Source organism: Paraburkholderia graminis, from assembly GCF_003330785.1.
GTDB lineage: Bacteria > Pseudomonadota > Gammaproteobacteria > Burkholderiales > Burkholderiaceae > Paraburkholderia > Paraburkholderia graminis.
Genome location: NZ_CP024934.1, coordinates 1,697,099 through 1,714,976 on the forward strand (window position 1 = coordinate 1,697,099; position 17,878 = coordinate 1,714,976).

The 17,878-nt window shown below is 61.8% G+C and carries 15 protein-coding genes and 2 tRNA genes; 6 read left to right on the forward strand and 11 right to left on the reverse strand.

The genetic code is table 11. From position 1 onward, the window contains the following. Nucleotides 1-11 precede the first annotated feature (11 nt). From CUJ91_RS07515 to CUJ91_RS07550, 7 genes are all read right to left on the reverse strand, one after another. Nucleotides 12-863, reverse strand: coding sequence for an ABC transporter substrate-binding protein (locus tag CUJ91_RS07515; protein WP_232292322.1), 852 nt, complete (start codon nt 861-863; stop codon nt 12-14). Nucleotides 864-939: 76 nt separating this feature from the next. Then, entirely contained in the window at nt 940-1,842 is a 903-nt protein-coding gene (locus CUJ91_RS07520) for a polysaccharide deacetylase family protein (RefSeq protein WP_006050997.1), read from the reverse strand. Between the two features lie 136 nt (nt 1,843-1,978). Next, nucleotides 1,979-4,354, reverse strand: coding sequence for an acetamidase/formamidase family protein (locus CUJ91_RS07525; protein WP_006050996.1), 2,376 nt, complete (start codon nt 4,352-4,354; stop codon nt 1,979-1,981). A 139-nt stretch (nt 4,355-4,493) separates the two neighbouring features. Next, nucleotides 4,494-5,525, reverse strand: coding sequence for an acetamidase/formamidase family protein (locus CUJ91_RS07530; RefSeq protein ID WP_006050995.1), 1,032 nt, complete (start codon nt 5,523-5,525; stop codon nt 4,494-4,496). Nucleotides 5,526-5,662: 137 nt separating this feature from the next. Then, nucleotides 5,663-5,821, reverse strand: coding sequence for a hypothetical protein (locus tag CUJ91_RS34130; RefSeq protein ID WP_161966568.1), 159 nt, complete (start codon nt 5,819-5,821; stop codon nt 5,663-5,665). A 114-nt stretch (nt 5,822-5,935) separates the two neighbouring features. Next, nucleotides 5,936-6,256, reverse strand: coding sequence for a hypothetical protein (locus CUJ91_RS07540; RefSeq protein ID WP_053858247.1), 321 nt, complete (start codon nt 6,254-6,256; stop codon nt 5,936-5,938). 324 nt (nt 6,257-6,580) lie between these two features. Beyond that, nucleotides 6,581-7,513, reverse strand: a complete 933-nt coding sequence (locus tag CUJ91_RS07550; RefSeq protein ID WP_029969346.1) for a LysR family transcriptional regulator — start codon at nt 7,511-7,513, stop codon at nt 6,581-6,583. A gap of 288 nt (nt 7,514-7,801) precedes the next feature. Here CUJ91_RS07550 and CUJ91_RS07555 point away from each other — a divergent pair, with 288 nt between their 5' ends. The 3 genes from CUJ91_RS07555 (at nt 7,802) to CUJ91_RS07565 (ending at nt 11,145) form a co-directional block, all read left to right on the forward strand. After that, nucleotides 7,802-9,115 carry a serine hydrolase domain-containing protein gene (locus CUJ91_RS07555; protein ID WP_107708276.1) on the forward strand — a complete coding sequence of 438 codons (1,314 nt, stop codon included), beginning with the start codon at nt 7,802-7,804 and terminating at the stop codon, nt 9,113-9,115. A 62-nt stretch (nt 9,116-9,177) separates the two neighbouring features. Then, nucleotides 9,178-10,044 (forward strand): NmrA family NAD(P)-binding protein, encoded by an 867-nt coding sequence (locus tag CUJ91_RS07560; RefSeq protein ID WP_053858245.1) that lies wholly within the window; start codon nt 9,178-9,180, stop codon nt 10,042-10,044. A gap of 81 nt (nt 10,045-10,125) precedes the next feature. Continuing rightward, the gene (locus CUJ91_RS07565; RefSeq protein ID WP_107708275.1) at nt 10,126-11,145 is read left to right on the forward strand and encodes an aldo/keto reductase; all 1,020 of its coding nucleotides are present in this window, start codon (nt 10,126-10,128) and stop codon (nt 11,143-11,145) included. Nucleotides 11,146-11,434: 289 nt separating this feature from the next. Here the strand turns inward: CUJ91_RS07565 and CUJ91_RS07570 are convergent, their stop codons facing one another. The 4 genes from CUJ91_RS07570 to CUJ91_RS07585 all read right to left on the reverse strand — a co-directional run bounded on the left by CUJ91_RS07570 (nt 11,435) and on the right by CUJ91_RS07585 (nt 12,987). Then, on the reverse strand, nt 11,435-11,815 hold the full coding sequence (locus CUJ91_RS07570; RefSeq protein WP_181324911.1) for a hypothetical protein: 381 nt from the start codon (nt 11,813-11,815) through the stop codon (nt 11,435-11,437). 309 nt (nt 11,816-12,124) lie between these two features. Continuing rightward, nucleotides 12,125-12,517 (reverse strand): phage integrase central domain-containing protein, encoded by a 393-nt coding sequence (locus CUJ91_RS07575; protein ID WP_244230986.1) that lies wholly within the window; start codon nt 12,515-12,517, stop codon nt 12,125-12,127. Nucleotides 12,518-12,661: 144 nt separating this feature from the next. After that, a tRNA-Leu gene (locus tag CUJ91_RS07580) sits at nt 12,662-12,748 on the reverse strand. Nucleotides 12,749-12,900: 152 nt separating this feature from the next. After that, nucleotides 12,901-12,987: transfer RNA gene (locus tag CUJ91_RS07585), tRNA-Leu, on the reverse strand. Nucleotides 12,988-13,304: 317 nt separating this feature from the next. Here CUJ91_RS07585 and rnr point away from each other — a divergent pair. The 3 genes from rnr (at nt 13,305) to rpiA (ending at nt 17,558) form a co-directional block, all read left to right on the forward strand. Continuing rightward, entirely contained in the window at nt 13,305-15,800 is a 2,496-nt protein-coding gene (gene rnr / locus CUJ91_RS07590) for a ribonuclease R (protein WP_006048760.1), read from the forward strand. Between the two features lie 254 nt (nt 15,801-16,054). Next, nucleotides 16,055-16,798 (forward strand): 23S rRNA (guanosine(2251)-2'-O)-methyltransferase RlmB, encoded by a 744-nt coding sequence (gene rlmB, locus CUJ91_RS07595; RefSeq protein ID WP_006048761.1) that lies wholly within the window; start codon nt 16,055-16,057, stop codon nt 16,796-16,798. A gap of 64 nt (nt 16,799-16,862) precedes the next feature. Next, nucleotides 16,863-17,558: a ribose-5-phosphate isomerase RpiA gene (gene rpiA / locus CUJ91_RS07600; protein ID WP_107707657.1), complete on the forward strand. Its 696-nt coding sequence runs from the start codon at nt 16,863-16,865 to the stop codon at nt 17,556-17,558. The last annotated feature ends 320 nt before the right edge of the window (nt 17,559-17,878 follow it).

Sequence of the window (17,878 nt, forward strand, 5' to 3'; positions counted from 1 at the left end):
GCAGGCAGCCTTTATTGAGTAAGCAACGTGGTCGACATTTCCAGCGACGGATCCACGCCGTACTGCTGGAACGTTTTCTTCTGAGTCTGATTGGCCTGCATGATTCTGAGTCCATCGGACACCGCAGCGATCATGTCGGCGTTGCCTTTTTTCACGCCCACGCCGATCTTCATGCCGCTCGTCACCATGAAGCCGCGGGTGTAGAGCTGCGGGTTCTGTTTCGCGAGACCGTCGACGAGCGCGAGGTCGTACATCATCACGTCGGCACGATGACTGGCGACGAGGCGCGCACCCGAGGCGATATCGGCTGAAGTCATGATGGTCACGTCGGATTTGCCTTCGGCCTTGCACTTCGCGGCCTGCGCTTGCGCCATCGTGAGTTCGACTGTGCCGATGCCTGCTGTGACGGTGAGGCCGCAGAGCTTTGAGATGTCATCGATTTTTTTCGGGTTGCCGGCGGCCACCAGGCCGCCGGTACCGGCCTGCATATACGTGACGAAAGTCGTTTCCTTCGCGCGTTCGGGCGTGTAGTACAGCAAGTCCCACATGACATCGATCTGTCCGGCGCGCAGGGCCGGCAGCAGCCCGGGCCAGCCGGCGGTGAAGAACTCCGTTTTCACGCCCGCGCAATCGAACACGGCGCGAGCCATGTCGGCATCGGCGCCGATAATCTTGTTGAAATCCTTGCTGTCACGAAACGCATAAGGCGGCGACTCCGGATCGACGCCGATCTTGATGGTCTTTCCGGCCAGCGACGGATATTTCTGGGCCACTTTGGACGGTTCGCACGATTGCGCGGACGCGCCTTGTGCGAGAAGAAGGCTGGTGACAGCGCATAAGAGAAGCTTGAATGCTTTTGGCATGAACATGGCGAACCTTGATGAGGTTGAACAAAACATCGGTTAAACGGCTGATATGGCGATGCGGGAAGAGGGGGAGTCAGTGGCCAAGGAAGTCCATGTGACTTGCGATCGAACCCGGCGTAGTGATGCAGATCCGGCCTTCGTCGCGCGCGCGGACGATATGCTCGAGTGCCCGCCGCAAGTGAAGCAGGCGGTGCGGCTGTCCTGCCAGGTACGCATGCAAGGCAATGCCCATCACCAGCGGCTCGCGGGCGGATTGTCGCAGCATCTCCTCGAAGTGATCTATCACCAGATCGGCGAACGATCTTGCGTCCATCTGACGCGCGAGGATCATTGGAATATCGTTGACTTCTTCCGGATACGGAATTGCCCACAGCGGCTGACCGTTGCGTGTAACGAGGCGCGTGGGTTGATCGTCGTGACACCAGTTGAGCGTGTACTGGTAACCCGCTTCCGCCACGAGATCGCTGGTGACATGACTCTCGGACAACCATGGCGATAACCAGCCCGCTGGCTGCTGTGCACTTTCCGCGGCGATCCGCTCGCGACATGCCACGATCAGCGCACGTTCTTCGGCCTCGGACAGCGTTCCCTGTCTGTCTGAATTGGTATGGCCGTGGGCGACAAGTTCATCGCCACGTTGGGCGAACGCGGCGACCAGGTCAGGGCAGTGATCATAGAGCGCCGTATTGATGATGCCCGCTACCGGCAGTGCGAGCTCATCGAACAGATCGAGACAGCGCCATGCTCCCACGCGCAAGGCGTACTCGCGCCATGCGTGATTCAGTACGTCTGGCTCAGGCATCACTGGACCGATGGTCGGGCCAAGTCCTTCGCCGAACGCAAAGTGTTCGATGTTGAAACCGATATAGACGGCGAGGCGGGAACCGTCGGGCCAGCGATAGACGGGGCGGCCGCCGATCGGCGAATAATCAAAGCGCCCGTGGCCGGCCAGCGCGCGATATGCGGGAGAATCCATGGTGCAGTGTCCTGTCGAACGGCGCGTACGCCTGTGTTCACGTCAGGACCCATCGTACGGAAGCCAAAATCGCCGCATCGAGCTTGCTGCGAACAAACTCTTGTACGCGCGCGTATCGAGGCCGCCGCTTGCTACGTCACGCGGAGAACAGCGATTTCCGGATGATCGCGTGCACCCCCCAATTGCCGTCTACCACCTGGGTGACACCGAAGTCGATCGCGACTGAGATCAGCGAAATCGCCTCGTCCTCGGACAGGCCCTTGGTCGTCATCAGGAAGCGCCGCGTTTTGATGAAAGCGTCGCGCATCGCGAGGTCGAGCGTGGATTTCTCGTACACGGCGCTTTGCGCGCTCGTACCGAACTCGGCCAGATAGTTCGGATAGCTGAAGCCGTGGAGTACCCATTCGTCTGCGGTTTCTACTAATGGATACGTGAGGTCGGCGTACACCTCGTTGCCGAGCGTTTCTTTCTTGTGAAGCACGACCTGGAATTCGCCGGTGAGCGAACACTCGATCGCGGTGCCGCAGAGTTCCGAGTCTCCTTGCGACGCATGCGGGTCGCCAATGGAGAGGAGGGCGCCGGGCACCCCGACCGGCAAGAACACGCTAGCGCCGCGGGTGACGCGCCAGTTGTCGAGATTTCCGCCGAAGGTGGAAGGCGGAATCGAATCGATTAGCCCATCCTGCTGCGGCGCGACGCTGATCACGCCAAAATGCGGACGCACCGGAATCTGGACATTCTTCAGGATGTCGTGATTCTCGACCACTGTCGAATGATCGACCGGCACGCCAGGATAATCGATTGTCGGATGCATCACGCCGAAAGGATCACGCTGCGGCGTCCAGCGGAAGTTGTAGACGGCGCGGGCGCAGGCGGTCTCACTGTCGGTTGCGTCCGCATCGAGCTCATAGATGGTGACGACCTCGCGCGGTTTCGGCTCGGTCAACAGCTCGCGATAGTGAAATCCCCACCACGCGGCAGCATTGCTGCCGAACGCACGGCCGGCGAATTTTGGATTGGCGCAACGCCGCGGGTGAATGTCGAGGATGCGCACTTCCAGCACATCGCCGGGTTGCGCTCCGCGCACGGCGATAGGTCCGGTGCAGATGTGCACGCCGAAGCCTTCTCCTGCGCCACGTCCGTAAATGGACGCGTCCATGGGGCCCGCGCCGCGGCGGTTCACGTTCTTGCGCGCCGCGGTCCAGTGGAACACGCTTTCTGCGCCAGGATCGCCACGCACCATCCGCTCCCAGTCATCCGCCGCGTGTTGCGTGAGTGTTTCGATAGTCACGGTGTCTGCGCTGTCGATTTCCAGCACGGGCTTCAGATCGTGACTGAAGTAACCCCAATGAATTGTATTGGCCGTCGCGCGCAATAGATGATGACGCGGCTTGCTGGACTCGCGGGTGGGCGATGGGGAAGGAGCTTCGGGTTGCGTCGTAAAGTACGGCTCGTCCGCGGTTTCCTGAACGGCACCCTGGCCGGCGAGTTGTGCATGTACGAGCAGGTTCCCCGCGTTGACGGGCAAGCCGCGCGAGATACGCTGCACGAGATGGCGCGCCAGTTCGAGACCCGCTTCGTGCCGGAACGTGCGCGGCGATGCCCGATATTGCTCCCGGAAGGCGCGGCTGAAATACGCAGCGTCGTTGAAACCCCAGCGGAAGCAGAGATCGGCAATGGAAAGCTTTTCGTATAGAGGATTGACCAGATCCGCGCGGCAACGCTCCAGCCTGCGCGAGCGCAGATAAGTCGAGAAGTTCTGTCCGACGGCTTCGAACAGCTTCTGTAGATAACGCGGCGAGACGCGCTCCTGTTTTGCTATCGATGTCAGCCCCAGATCCGGATCCGCTAAATTGGCCTCGATGGTTCGGCACACCCGCGAAAAAAGGGCGGCTTGAGAGGGAGTGAGGCCACTGAAGCTGCCTTCCTTGTCATGACCGACGAGAGACGCGACGAGGAACTCCGCAAGCGCGAGTTCCAGCGGACGCAACTCGTCGAGCGACAACGTTTCCACGCTTTCCGCAACCGAGCGCAGAAAGCCGGAAAACACATGGCCGATACCGGCGTCTCCTGGCAACCGCCCGGCACGCAATGAAAACGGTGTAAGAAGACGTGCGTTGATCGCAGCGCGGGGCACGCGGATCACAAACGCTCGAAAGTCTGACGCGAACGACAGGAGCGCTTCCTCGCGCGAGGAAGCATAGACGATATCGCCGGTAGCAACGCTCTCGCTCGCACCGTCGGCGACAAGCGTCAGGCAGCCGTCGATATGCAGCGCGATCAGGAGACTGTCGGCGCCGTCGACGTTGAGTTCGATGGTTTGCGCGAAAGCGGCGAGTGCGATCAACTCGAAGCCGTTGGTCGACGTGCGTGACCTGATCGTGCCATGCAAGTGGGGCGCGGCTGCCCCAGGCGCGCCGGAACGCAGGCCAAATCGGCCCAGCTCCGCTTTCCATGCTCGCAGGCGATCTGTCTCGGCGTATGACTCGGTGGTGAAACGCTGTAGATCCAACCCAAGGCTCCCGTACGCTGACGAACGTCAGTCGAGTTGTTCAAGGGCAATGTCCGTGCCATCGATAACAGCCCGGTTGGCGCCGCAGCGCTGCGCTACGGCAGTGCGTGGACGCACCGCCGTAGCGCGCACGCACAGCTCACGCGCGAGGTTGTTTCTTCGGAGGAAAAATGCTGCGGGGGATTTTGCAGTGAATGCCCTGACGGCCATCGACCACCTGCGTCACGGAGAAATCGGCCGCAACGCTCATCAGCGAATAGGCGTCGTCGCGTGATAAGCCTTGCCGTTCGGTAAGCAGAAGCAACATGTCGCGTGAAGCGTTTCTGGTTGCGATATTCAGATCTTCATCGAAACCGTGGACGATCCAGTAATCCGGTGTCTCCAGCAGCGGTGAAGGAAATGTAAAGTCCCGCCGCAGCACGATCTGGAACATCACATTGAGCGAGGCCTCAATTGCGGTGCCGCTAATCTCGCCATCGCCTTGCGATACATGAGGATCGCCAATCGAGAAGAGACCGCCGTCCACCGCGACCGGGTAATACATGGTGGATCCAGCGCCGATGCGCCAGTTATCGATATTGCCGCCATGCGCGCCGGGAGGCACGGTGCTCACGCGGCCAGCCACGTCGGGCGCGACGCCTGCAGTGCCCAGGTGAGGGCGCACCGGCACACGAATGCCTTCGAGCGCGAGTTCGCGGCAGCAGTCCCGGACCTCCGATCGTTTGCCCGGCACCAGATATTTTCCCGGGTAGTCGTATGCATACAATGCGTGAGCCGTATTGGACGTCTGATCGAGTTCATAGATCGTGACGCGCTCTTTGTCGAAGTCGGTAAACAGATGACCCCAGTGCGCGGCGAGATTCGAGCCGTAATTGAAGCGCGGGTTCATTTGCAGGTAACGCACCTCGAGCAGGTCGCCGGGTCTTGCGTCTCTCACGAAGATCGGCCCCGTCATAAGATGCACACCAGGTTGCCGGTCAGATTCCGGAATCGTGTCGTAAAGCGCCCGCACCGTGTCGTCCATCATCAGGTCCGGCGCGTCGCCCGCATGATGCGTGATTGCTTCGGCGCGCACGAAGTCGCCGCTCTCGACGATCAGTGCGGGCGCTAGCGCCGCGTCAAAGTAGCCCCAGTGGACATTCCGTGTAATGGCTGGCAGTTCGTGAAGCATGCTTGGCTTGGCTCCGTAAGAGTATGCGGTCGGTGCGGCGCTACCGATGGCAGATCGTACGGGCGACAAAATGCAACGACTTGGGCGGCTGCGCACAAAAGCTTGTGCATGAGCGAATCACGTCTACCGGCCCTGACTTACTTCAGTAGCGACTTCAGCGAACGCGCGCGCAGCGGCAGTTCGATAGGCGCCTTTGCGCCGCAACGGCGCAGCAGTTCGCTGCGGTAGGAAGGATCGAGCTTGAGGAGTAACAGATCATCGACCGCCGCCTTCGATGCGAAATGGGGGAATTTCACGACGACGCGGGGGGCTGCCCGCTGTCGCGCGGGCAACAGTCTCATTTCGTGCCAGACCGCGACAGCGGGTCCCGACGGTGGCTTCATCGCCACCGATAGTCAACTAAATTGCTTCTACTTACCCGATGTCGGCGACTTCACACTCGGCGTCGCCAAGGTGTTGTTGCCACCCACGGGTGCGGTAGCGCCGGAAGTCGAATCGCTATTGACGCTGCTCGGCAGCCCCGAATTGGGATGCCCCGACATGCCGCTGTCCGAATTGGTGGTGCCCGGTGTGCCGTAGCCGCCCGTTGCACTATTCACCTGGTTTGCGGGGCTAGCCGTGCTGCCTGTCGAACCGTTACCGCTGGAGCCACCGGCGGCCTGGGCGTAGGCGCCGCCGGACAGCGTGAGTGCGGCGACAGCCGCGAGTAACGCGCTCGTTGCCTTGCTCATGATTTCTGCCTCCTTAGTCAGAGAGAATAGAGATGCAGCCGTCGGCCGCATTCTTATTACGTATGCAGCAATCCACGTGCCGGACGCCGCGCGGTGGAACGTCTGTCCGTGGCGACAGACAACGGTGAATGCCCCAGGACCAGACTTCCTTTCTGCATGCCTGTTTGCAGAGCGCTCGGGGCGAGCTTCGGCACGTGCCCGACTGCGTCATACGCGTCATAGAGACTGCCGAACTCCCGCATGACCTGCTCAACGGACGGGGCGCTGCCAGGTTTTGACGAGGTCCGGCTATAGACATTCGTGCCGATGTACCCCGCAACGGCGCTAGCGCGTGCCGAGGCGCGCGTGATTGCGCGTCAGCTCGATCACGAAGTCAAGAAAAGCGCGGGTCTTTGCCGGCACGTGGTGCCGGGATGCGTAGTAGACGTATAACGGATACCGTTCGTCTACCCATTCGGGAAAGAGATTGATTAACCGGCCGTCGGCAATCAGGGGCTCGGCGCCGAGCAGCAACATCTGCGCAATTCCGGAACCGGCGAGACATGCGTTGAGCAAAGCGCCCGGGTCGTTGACCGTGAGTCGTCCCTGAGTGTCGACCACAATGCGTTTTCGCTTGCGATGAAATTCCCACTGGAACGGCTTGCCTGTCTCCGGGTTGCGAAATTCAAGGCATCGGTGGCTTCGGCCTTTGAGGTCCTCGGGTCTTGACGGCCGTCCCCAGCGAGCAATGTACGAGGGCGCCGCGACCGTCACGATGCGGGTGTCGAGCAGCTTTCTCGCGATCAGGGTAGACGCTTTGGGTTCGCCGAATCGCACGGCGAGGTCGAAGCCGTCCATGACGAGGTCGCCAAGACTGTCTCGCGCGATGAACTCGATTTCGAGTTCGGGGTGTGCGTCCATGAACGCATCGAGTTGTTGCCCGAGAATGGTCCGGTAGACGACAGGATCCAGATTGATTCTCAGCTTTCCACGCACAGCGGACGCGCCACCTGCCGCAGCGGCCGCTGCTTCTTCCAATCCGGCGAGATGGGGCATGACCTGCTCGTAAAAGCGGCGGCCCTCTTCAGTCAGGGAGACGGAGCGCGTTGTCCGGCTGAAGAGCCGGATGTTCAACCTTTTTTCCAGCCGCGCAATCGCCCGGCTGACGCCCGGCGGCGTCATTCCTATCACCTCCGAAGCGGCCACAAACGTTCCCGCATCCACTACGGCGGCGAACACGCTAATGCTGCCGGAAAGCTTCTCGCTACTGGATCTCATGGTTACTCGAGTTAATGCGCGTGGCGCAGCGCGATCGACCAGGTGAAAGCGAACGCTGCGCCGCGCAGCAGTTCGGAGTCTCCGTTGATCATGCCAAATAGGTGACTCATTGTCACTTATCTGATGACATCCATGTCATTTTGTTTTGTTTGGTGCTTGTCCAGAATACGTCTCACCGAGACATCCGCTGGACGCCTCAACGGGAACCGCTCACAGCGCGCGTTTTTCGCCAATCACTGATGCACTGCGATGCCGCGCTTCATTCACTCATTCGGGAAGAAACGAAAAATGGCAGTTCAAACAGATCGTCGCCGTCTTCTGAAGGGAGCGTCGAGCCTGCTGGCTCTCGCGACACTTGGTGGCGTCGCGAGCCGCGACGCGCGGGCAGTATCGCAGCGCGCTCGTGGCGACGCCGCGCTGGCGCATCACCCGGCCTACAGTTCGATCGATCAATGCTTGCAACGGGCGGTGGACGACGGCACGGTTGCCGCTGTTGTCGCCATGGGCGCAACCGACCGCGGACTGGTTTACGAGGGAGCGTGTGGCCGGGCGAACGCCCGCACTGGCGAGGCCATTAGTCCTGACACAGTCTTCTGGCTCCTGTCGATGACAAAGGCGATCACCGCAACCGCGTGCATGCAGCTCATCGAACAGGGCCGACTGCGGTTGGATCAACCTGCGGGCGACATCCTGCCGCAGTTGAAGTCGCCTCAAATCCTCGACGGATTCGACGTCTCCGGGCAGCCCAGGCTGCGTCCTGCGCGCAATGCGATCACGGTGCGCCATCTCCTCACGCATACCTCCGGCTTCACGTACAGCATCTGGAGCGACGAGCTCAGCCGGTACGAGAAGGTAACGGGCATGGCGGACATCGGCTATTCGATGAACGGTGCATTCGCGGCGCCGCTGGAGTTCGAGCCGGGCGAGCGCTGGGAGTACGGCATCAGCATGGACTGGGTCGGCAAACTGGTCGAGGCCGTGACCGATCAGTCGCTGGAAGTCTACTTCCGCGAGCACATCTTCGATCCGCTGGGCATGCGCAACACGGGCTTTCTCATCGGCAGCAAGCAGAAGCAGCGCGTCGCCACCATGCACAGGCGTCAGGCGGACGGCTCACTCGCGCCCGAGCCGTTCGAGATCAACCAGCGCCCCGAATTTTTCATGGGCGGAGGCGGGCTCTTCAGCACGCCGCGCGACTACATGGCGTTTCTGCAGATGCTGTTGAACGGCGGCACGTATCGCGGCGAACGCGTGCTACGCGGCGACACCGTCGCGACGATGTTCCGCAATCACATTGGCGATCTGCAGGTCACGGAAATGAGGACGGCGCAGCCGTCGTGGTCGAACAGCTTCGATCAGTTTCCGGGCGCCGCGCACAAGTGGGGGCTGTCGTTCGACATCAATACAGAGCAAGGACCCCACGGACGAAGCGCAGGCAGCGTGAGTTGGGCCGGATTGTTGAACACCTACTTCTGGGTGGATCCGGTCAAGCGTGTCGCCGGATCACTCTTTACGCAGATGCTGCCCTTCTACGATGCGCGCGTAGTGAATCTCTACGGACAGTTCGAGCAGGCGTTTTACGACGGTTTGCGTCGCGCGTGAGCGATTGGCCGTCGGCACGTCGACGCTGCGTCACCCGATATATCCACACAGGAGAACGAGCAATGTATGCAATCACAGGAATCACCGGCAAGGTGGGCGGCGCACTGGCCCGCGAACTTCTGGCTGCTGGTCAGCCGGTGCGCGCAGTCGTGCGCGATGCGACGCGGGCACAGGCGTGGGCAGAACGAGGTTGCGAGATCGCGACGGCTTTCATGGAAGACGCTTCGTCACTCGCCGCCGCGTTCGAAGGCGCGACGGGCGTTTTCATCCTGCCGCCTTCGGAGTTCGATCCGGAGCCCGGGTTTCCGGAAGCGCGCACAGTGATTGACGCTGTGTCCGCAGCACTACTGAAGGCACGGCCCGACAAGGTTGTTTGCCTCTCGACGATCGGCGCACAGGCCGACGAAGTCAACCTGCTCACTCAACGCACGCTGATGGAGCAGGCGCTGCGCGAGATGCCGATGCCCGTGACGTTCCTTCGGCCTGGCTGGTTCATGGAGAACGCCGCATGGGATGTTGCGTCTGCAAGCGACGATGGCGTCATCGCCAGTTACCTGCAGCCGCTCGACAAGCCGGTGCCGATGGTCGCCACCGCGGACGTAGGCCGCGTTGCTGCGGAACTGCTGCAGCAGACGTGGCGCGGGGTGCGCGTCGTCGAGCTTGAAGGTCCACGCCGGGTCAGTCCTAACGATCTCGCAGCGGCTTTCGCCGGCGTGTTGCGTCGTCAGGTACGTGCAGAAGTCGTCGAAAGGCAGACGTGGGAAGCGCTGTTCCGCACGCAGGGCATGAAGCATCCTCTACCGCGCATGCGCATGCTGGACGGCTTCAACGAAGGCTGGATCGATTTCGAAAACAGTTCCGATGGAATCTTGCGCGGCCACGTCGAACTGGAGACCGTTCTGGGCGAGCTTGTGTCGCGTCGAACCTGACCAGAGCCGATAGCGCGGCGCGTGGACTCAGGGCCTTGCTCTACCGATGCATCAGGTTTTCGTTCAAACAAGGAATACACGATGGAATACAGCACGCTTGGCAGAACTGGTCTACGCGTTTCACGGCTGAGCCTGGGCGCAATGACTTTCGGTGCCGGCTCGGGCATCTGGGGCAATATTGCCGGCTTGAAAAGCGATCAGGCCGCCCGGCTCGTCGCGATGGCCGTGGAGCGTGGCGTCAATCTGATCGACACGGCGGACGCCTATTCGCAGGGCCGCTCAGAGGAGGTCGTTGGCCATGTGCTGAAAGCGCTGGGGCTGGACGAAGATCGAATGCTCGTCGCGACCAAGGTTCGGTTACGCACCGGCACGGGCCAGAACGAAGTGGGACTGGGCCGCTCGCACATCATGCGCTCGGTCGAGACAAGCCTGAAGAGACTCGGTCGCGATCACATCGACCTGTTCCAGTTGCATGACCGTGACGCGCTCGTTCCGCTCGACGAGACGCTTCGTGTGCTGGACGATCTCGTCACCCAAGGCAAGGTCCGTCACATTGGCGTGTGCAATTTCAGTGCAGCCGATCTCGAACGAGCCGTCGGCATAACGTCCCGTACCGATCGGGCTCATGTCGTGAGCAATCAGGTGCACTATTCGCTGACGAGCCGCGATATCGAACACGAAATCATGCCGGTTGCCGCGTCAAACAAAATGGGCCTTCTGGTCTGGAGTCCGCTCGCAGGTGGCTACCTGAGCGGCAAGTACGCGCAGAATGGCGAAGCTGCCGGGCGGCGTGCGAAACTCGACTTTCCGCCGGTCGATCTAGTCAGGGCGGAGCCGATCCTCGCAGTATTGCGTGAAGTCGCCGGCGAACTGGCGGCCACGCCGGCTCAAGTCTCGTTAGGCTGGTTGCTTGCGCGCGAGCCGATCACTTCTGTCATCGTCGGAGCCCGCACGTGCGAGCAACTCGCAGCCAACCTCGACGCACAGAATCTCGCATTAACCGCCGAACAGTGTGCCCGGCTCGATAAAGTATCTGAGCCGTCGGTTCCCTTTCCCTACTGGATGCAACGCTTTCATGACCGCGACCGCATCTGCGGATGAGTGGCGGGGGAGGCGGTTGAATGGGGAGTGCCTGTGGCCGTGTGCGGCAGCTCATCCTCGAATAGCCGCCGCTCGAAGTCTGCGGCTGGCCGACCGGAAGGGGGCGACTGCGGCCTCATGAGACTGTGGGGGACGTTCCCCGGAGCGAGCGCCCGTCGAAGCATCGCCGCATCGACCGAAGATTCGGTTTGCGCATCGCACATGTCCGGTGATGGCTTCCTTCTCATCGTCTCTTCAACGGTTATGCGCGGTCTGCGGATGCGCTGACCGCGCGCGAATGTTCCGCCTGCTATCGGGTGGCCACACCGGCGAGTTGTCCTACGCCGTCTGCCGTTTGCTTGCCCACGTTTCTCGCGACGACACCCAGGCCGCCCATCATGGTGACGCCTGTGTCGGCCACCTCAAACGTGGCTCCCGCGACCGTCACCGTTCCCTTGATGTGGTCGCTGCCGGACAGTGCACCAAACATGATTCGTGCCGCGGCGGGCCGCGTCTTGAATTCCGTGACGTGAAGAACGACCGGCGCACCGGACGCAGCGACGGGCACACCGATCTTCGTCAACTCGGCACGGAATGCCCCGACGACTTCCTGCTTCGCTTCGGCAGAAATGTCGAACGATCCTGCATCGATCTGCAGATCGCTTACACCGGCAGTGAGCACCGTGGCCACTTCGTGTCCGCGGTCGGCAGGTAGTGGATTCGTGGTCGGAGTTCCCGCACACGCTGAGAGAAGGACGACGCAGATGGCTGAAATCGGGACGAGACGCATTGATAGTTTCCAGTTTAGGGATGTGGGGCCGGCGGAAAATCCGGGTCAAAGGCTTGCGGTGGAGTCGGCGTATTTGCCAGGACTTACCCACGTTGTACGGTCGCGCGGTGACTGAATATCGGCTATGGACGACAGGTCTTTAGCGTCCAGGTACTGCACTATTCGTTTTTCAGCGCGTGCACCGGCTTTCGGCGTATCAGACGCGCGTAGTTAGCCATGAAGGAAAAGTACGATGCGTGCGCCTACCGGTTTCGAAAACTCGTTGGCGCAGTGGACGAAGCCCGGAGGCCGTGAAAAAGCGGCGTATGTCGGTATCAAGGGGGCGCCATCTGCGTGCAGTCCGTTCTTGACGGCGTACGTCACGATGCCACCGACATACTGCCGTGCCTTGGTCGCGAGGTTAGGCGCATGAGAGGCAATCGCTTCGAATACGGGCTTGACCTCAGATGTGGCAAGCGTCGAGATGGGCTTGTTGCGGAGTGCGTAAGTCAGGTACTCGCGCACGACAAACTCCGCTTTCCGGTAGGTTTCGTCCGCCCGTATTCGGTCGTCGATAGCGGAGCAGTCAGGTTTTGTTGTCGTCTGACCAGCATGGTCCAACATCCCGATTGCGTCTAAACGCAAAAAATCACCGATGTCGGTGCAACGCCCGAGACCTGCAAAAACAAAAAACCCCGTAAAGTTTTTAACCTTACGGGGTTTCTCGAACTACTGCGGCTTGAGCTAAAACCAAGCCGGAACAACTGTTGGTGCCCAGGAGAGGACTCGAACCTCCACGGTGTTGCCACCGCTAGGACCTGAACCTAGTGCGTCTACCAATTCCGCCACCTGGGCACGTCTTGAAGCTAGACCGCTATTTTAGCGGGATGATGCAGCGTGTCAATCCCCGCCGCCAACCCACGCCTTGAACCGAAACAAACAACATTACCGCTCTACATAAAAACTGAAGCCGCCCGATGAACCGAGGCGGCTTCAATTTTGAATCCTGGTGCCCAAGAGAGGACTCGAACCTCCACAGTGTTGCCACCGCTAGGACCTGAACCTAGTGCGTCTACCAATTTCGCCACCTGGGCAGGTGATGAACAGCAAAGACCGACATTATAGCGACAGCATCGAGGCTGTCAAGCGTTTCTCAAAAGCTGCTTAAACACGCCGCAAACGAGCCCGCGCGGGCTTGCCGGCGACGCTTCCTGGCGACTATTGACGGCCCGCGTGGCGTGCGAGACGGGTGTTAGAATGCCTCGCAGTAGTTCGTTGGCACGGTACACAAGCCCGTCGGACTCAGCCTTGAACAAGCCGGACCCGAGAGAGTCTTTTAGTGCAGCAGCAAGTGCCATTCAGGCGCCACGCAAACGCTTCTTAAGCCGAGCCAGATCGCCGACCGACGTCCATGCAACGAGAAAAAATCATCGACAAGCCCTTGAGCAAATTTCCGTATCCGATTCCGAGCCGCGAGGAAATCCTCGGCGTCCTGCGTACGAGCGAAACGCCGCTCGCCGCCAACGAGATCGCCGAAGCCCTGTCCATCAAGCGCCAGGAGCGCGAAGGATTTTTCAAGCGCCTCGGCGCCATGGAGCGCGACGGCCAGATCCGGCTCGATCAGCGCAATCTCTATCAGCTGACTCATCCGTCGAACTTCGTCGCAGGCCGCGTTCAGGGTCATCGCGACGGTTACGGCTTCCTGATTCGCGACGACGGTCAGGACGATCTGTTCCTGCCCACCGCCGAAATGCAGAAGGTCATGCACAACGACCGCGTGCTTGCACGCATCGTCGGCTATGACCGGCGCGGCCGGCCGGAAGGGCACATCGTCGAGGTCACGGACCGCGCGAACAAGCGCGTGATCGGGCGTCTGCTGAACGAGAACGGCGCGCTGATCGTCGCGCCCGAAGACAAGCGCATCGGCCACGACATCCTCATCACGCAGAACACCAAGAAGGCCAAGGTCGGCCAGGTGGTGGTGGTCGAGCTGACCGATTTTCCGAGCCGTCATTCGCAGCCGCTGGGCCGCGTCGCGGAAGTGCTGGGCGATATCGACGACCCCGGCATGGAAATCGAAATCGCGGTGCGCAAATACGGCGTGCCGCATGAGTTCAGCCCCGACGCGCTTGCCGAAGCCGCGAAACTTCCCGACGAAGTTCGTCCCACTGACGTGCGTCATCGCATCGATCTGCGCGACGTGCCGCTCGTCACGATCGACGGCGAAGACGCGCGCGATTTCGACGACGCCGTGTATTGCGAGCCGATCAAGGTCGGCCGCGGCGACGGCTTCCGTCTGATCGTCGCGATTGCCGACGTCTCGCACTACGTGCATCCGAAGAGCGCGATCGATGCCGACGCGATCGAGCGCAGCACGTCGGTCTATTTCCCGCGCCGCGTGATTCCGATGCTGCCGGAGAAACTGTCGAACGGTTTGTGCTCGCTCAATCCGAACGTCGACCGTTGCGTGCTCGTGTGCGACATGATCGTCACCGCGCGCGGCGAAGTTAAGGCGTATCAGTTCTATCCTGGTGTGATGCATTCGGCTGCGCGTCTGACGTACACGGAAGTCGCGGCGGTGCTGAAAAACACCAAGGGTCCGGAAGCCGCGCGCCGCGCCGCGCTGCTGCCGCAATTGCAGAACCTCTACGGCGTGTACAAGGCGCTGTTCGCCGCGCGGCAGAAGCGCGGCGCGATCGACTTCGATACGACCGAGACGTACATCGTCTGCAACGCGCAGGGCAAGATTGAGCAGATCGTGCCGCGCACCCGCAACGAGGCGCACAAGCTGATCGAGGAATGCATGCTGGCCGCGAACGTGTGCGCTGCCGACCTGCTGAAGCGCAACAAGCATCCGGGTCTGTTCCGCGTGCATGCCGGCCCGACCGCGGAGAAGCTCGAGAATCTGCGCACGTTCCTGCGCGGCATGGGCCTCACGCTCGGCGGCAACGACAAGCCGCACGCCAGCGACTACGCCGCGCTGATGGCGCAAATCCGCGACCGGCCCGACGCGCAGATGCTGCAAACCATGCTGCTGCGCTCGATGCAGCAGGCGGTTTATAGCCCGGACAACATCGGCCACTTCGGTCTCGCGTATGAGGCGTATGCGCACTTCACGAGTCCGATCCGCCGTTATCCCGACCTGCTCACGCACCGCGCCATCTACGCGATTCTGCAAGGCCGCAAGTATCAGCCGGAGCCGCCGGCAGGCGTCGTGTTGAACACGGCGCTGTCGCCGCGCGCTCGCGCCATGCAGCAGGCCGACGACGAAAAAACCGGCCGCACGCGCGGCACCAACGTCGCGATCTGGGAAGAGCTCGGCCTGCATTGCTCGGCTAACGAGCGCCGCGCCGACGAAGCATCGCGCGACGTCGAAGCCTGGCTCAAGTGCTACTTCATGCGCGACAAGCTCGGCGAAGAGTACGGCGGCATGGTCAACGGCGTCACGTCGTTCGGCATCTTCGTGCAGCTCGATTCGCTCTTTATCGAAGGCCTCGTGCACGTCACCGAACTCGGCTCGGACTACTTCCAGTACGACGAAATCAAGAACGAACTGCGCGGCGAACGCACGGGCATTCGCTACCGGCTCTCGGATCGCGTGCGCGTGCAGGTGAGCCGCGTGGATCTGGACGCGCGCAAGATCGACTTCCGCCTCGTGCGCGATACGCCGATCAAGCCGCATCCGGCTCGCAGCGTGTCGGCAGACAAGTCGTCCGCGGACAACGGCGGCCCGCGCGTGCGCGAGTTGTCGTCGCCCGAAGGCGGCGCGGCAGCGCCGGGTGCGCGCCGCAAGCGGGCCGCGCCGGTGCAAAGCGCGGCCGTCAAGGAAGCGCGCGGCGCCGCGAAGAAGCAGGGCGGCGCGTCGGCCAAGGCGGCGTCCAGGCAGACCGCGCGCAAGAAGCGCTAACGCCGCGCGTCGGCGCCCGAACCGCGCGCAGCGGGTACGTGAAGACGTGCCGGTTGCGCGCGGTGTTCGTTTGGTCCGCGCTTGGTTCGAGTTTAGTCCGCGCTTGATTCGAGTTTGATCGGCGCTTCATGCAGCCTCAGCACGCTTCATCAGGCAGTCATTGAGTAACGCGCCGGCCCGATCGCGGACAGGCACACGTATTCATCACAGCAGCGCGGCTTCTCCGCTGCGCTCAATCAAAGGTTGTATCAGTCATGGCACGTCACAAGGTTCTATACGGTTTTCATGCAGTCACCGCGCGCATCCGGCACGACGCGTCGACCGTCGAAGATGTTTATTACGACGCCACGCGCAAGGACCGCCGCATGACGGAGTTTCTGCACACGGCGAAGGAAGCGGGCGTGCGCCTGATCGCCGCCGACGAAACGCGTCTGTGGGGGCTCGCGCACACCGAGCGTCACCAGGGCGTGGTGGCGCGCGCGGGCGACATGCCGCTCGCGCAGAATCTCGCGGAACTGCTCGACGGCATCAACGGCTCGCCGCTGCTTCTGGTGCTCGACGGCGTGACCGATCCGCACAATCTCGGCGCCTGCCTGCGCGTCGCCGATGCCGCCGGCGCCCACGCGGTGATCGCGCCGCGCGACCGCGCGGTCGGCCTGAACGCGACCGCCGCGAAAGTCGCGAGCGGCGCGGCCGACACGGTGCCGTACATCACCGTGACGAACCTCGCGCGCGCGCTGCGTGAACTGAAGGAGGCCGGCGTGTGGATCGTCGGCACGGCGGGCGAGGCCAAGAAGAGCCTCTACGAGACGGAACTCGACGGCCCCGTTGCGATCGTGATGGGCGCCGAAGGCGAGGGCATGCGCCGCCTCACGCACGACACCTGCGACATCGTCATGCAGATTCCGATGGCGGGCACGGTCGAGAGCCTGAACGTCTCCGTAGCTTCCGGCGTGTGTCTGTTCGAGGCGGTCAGGCAGCGGGCGGTGAAGAAGTAATTTCGCCCGGTTTCCGCCGCTTACTCCGGTAAACTAGCGTCTTTTACAGCTCGCCCGCATTCTCATGACTCAAGACGAACTCAAGCAACTGGTCGGTCAGGCCGCCGCCGATTATGTCCACGCGAACGTGCCGGAAGGCTCGGTGATCGGCGTCGGCACCGGCTCCACCGCGAACTGTTTCATCGACGCGCTGGCCGCCAACAAGGCGCGCTATCGCGGCGCGGTGTCGAGTTCGCTCGCCACCACCGCGCGCCTGCAATCGCACGGCTTCAAGGTGCTCGATCTGAACGAGATCGACTCGCTGCCGGTTTATGTCGACGGCGCCGACGAGATCGATCACAGCGGCGCTATGATCAAGGGCGGCGGCGGTGCGCTTACGCGCGAGAAAATCGTCGCGTCGGTGTCGGACGTATTCGTCTGTATCGCGGACGCCAGCAAGCTCGTCGACACGCTCGGCAACTTCCCGCTGCCGATCGAAGTCGTGCCGATGGCGCGCACCGCGATCGGCCGCCGTGTGACCGCGCTCGGCGGTGTGCCGGTCGTGCGTGTGACGAAAGAGGGCACGCCGTTCATCACCGACAACGGCAACGAAATCATCGACGTCAAAGGTCTGCGCATTAGCGATCCGCGCACGCTCGAGACGCATATCAACGCGTGGCCGGGCGTCATGACAGTGGGCCTTTTCGCGGGCCGTGGCGCGAATCTGTGCCTGCTCGGCACGGACACCGGCGTACAGACCATCGAGTACCGCAAGGTCTGAGCAATAACCCAGGCGCCCGCATCGCATCGTGCGGGCACCTGCGGCCCTTCGTTTTCCGTTCACCGAAACACGCTTCAGCGGCCCCGTCTGAGCATTAGCTCGCCGGCGGGCCGCTGCATTGCCGTGTCGAGCGAAACATCGAACGCGTGGCGCATAGGAAAGCGAATTAATTTGTTCCGTGCATTCGCAAGAAGCGAATGGCGGCGAATGAATTATTCCCGTGCTGTCGTGCGTCGAATGTGGTCACGCGCACGCACAGTAAAGCACGCGCCACCTACACTCGTCGCTATGCCCAGGAGGCGTTAACGAGGATAGGGAGA